The sequence below is a fragment of the Methanocalculus natronophilus genome, from assembly GCF_038751955.1.
GTDB lineage: Archaea > Halobacteriota > Methanomicrobia > Methanomicrobiales > Methanocorpusculaceae > Methanocalculus > Methanocalculus natronophilus.
Genome location: NZ_JBCEXH010000117.1, coordinates 1 through 537, shown reverse-complemented (window position 1 = coordinate 537; position 537 = coordinate 1). Strand labels below are relative to the sequence as shown.

Here is a 537-nt window from a genome sequence, read left to right as displayed (position 1 = left end):
ATACTGACATTGATAACCATTTCAACCGCGTATTCTCCTAAGATAGACACAAAGTAAGGATCACTTAAAAACACTGCACGGTAGTTATTGATCCCTTCAAAATCTAAATTCAGATTTCCACCATCCATTCGGACTTTAAAAAAGCTTAAGTATAGACTATAAAAGACTGGATATAAGGTGAAAATGGCATACCCAACAATCCACACAAAGATAAATGCAAATCCTACTAAGTGCTCACGACGTTTATTGGTAATTTTTTGTTTCAACGTTTGCGTCGTTTTATGGTTAGAAATTTTTTCTTTGATACGGTCAATGGGTTGAATAATGATTTTATCCAACAGATCTTTCACTTTGGTTAAAAAAGCTTTAACTTTTTCCATCACTCGAGCCCTCCTACATAGTAATTAAAGGGTTCGATTTCAACTGAATCGATGGTTTTGTTTTGTGAGGTATAGTTAATGATGATATAAACATCATTGCTATAAGTCACTTGTACAATTCCATTTTCTATAACCATGCGACCTTCGATGGTTTCGC

2 protein-coding genes are annotated in these 537 nt (G+C 34.3%); both read right to left on the bottom strand.

All coding sequences use genetic code 11. The features are described from left to right. Positions 1–380: hypothetical protein (locus ABCO64_RS10775; RefSeq protein WP_343089478.1), on the bottom strand; the 380-nt coding region annotated here is incomplete at its 3' end. Next, positions 380–529, bottom strand: a complete 150-nt coding sequence (locus ABCO64_RS11030) for a DUF5696 domain-containing protein (protein WP_425463716.1) — start codon at positions 527–529, stop codon at positions 380–382. The genes ABCO64_RS11030 and ABCO64_RS10775, both read right to left, overlap by 1 nt. Positions 530–537 lie beyond the last annotated feature (8 nt).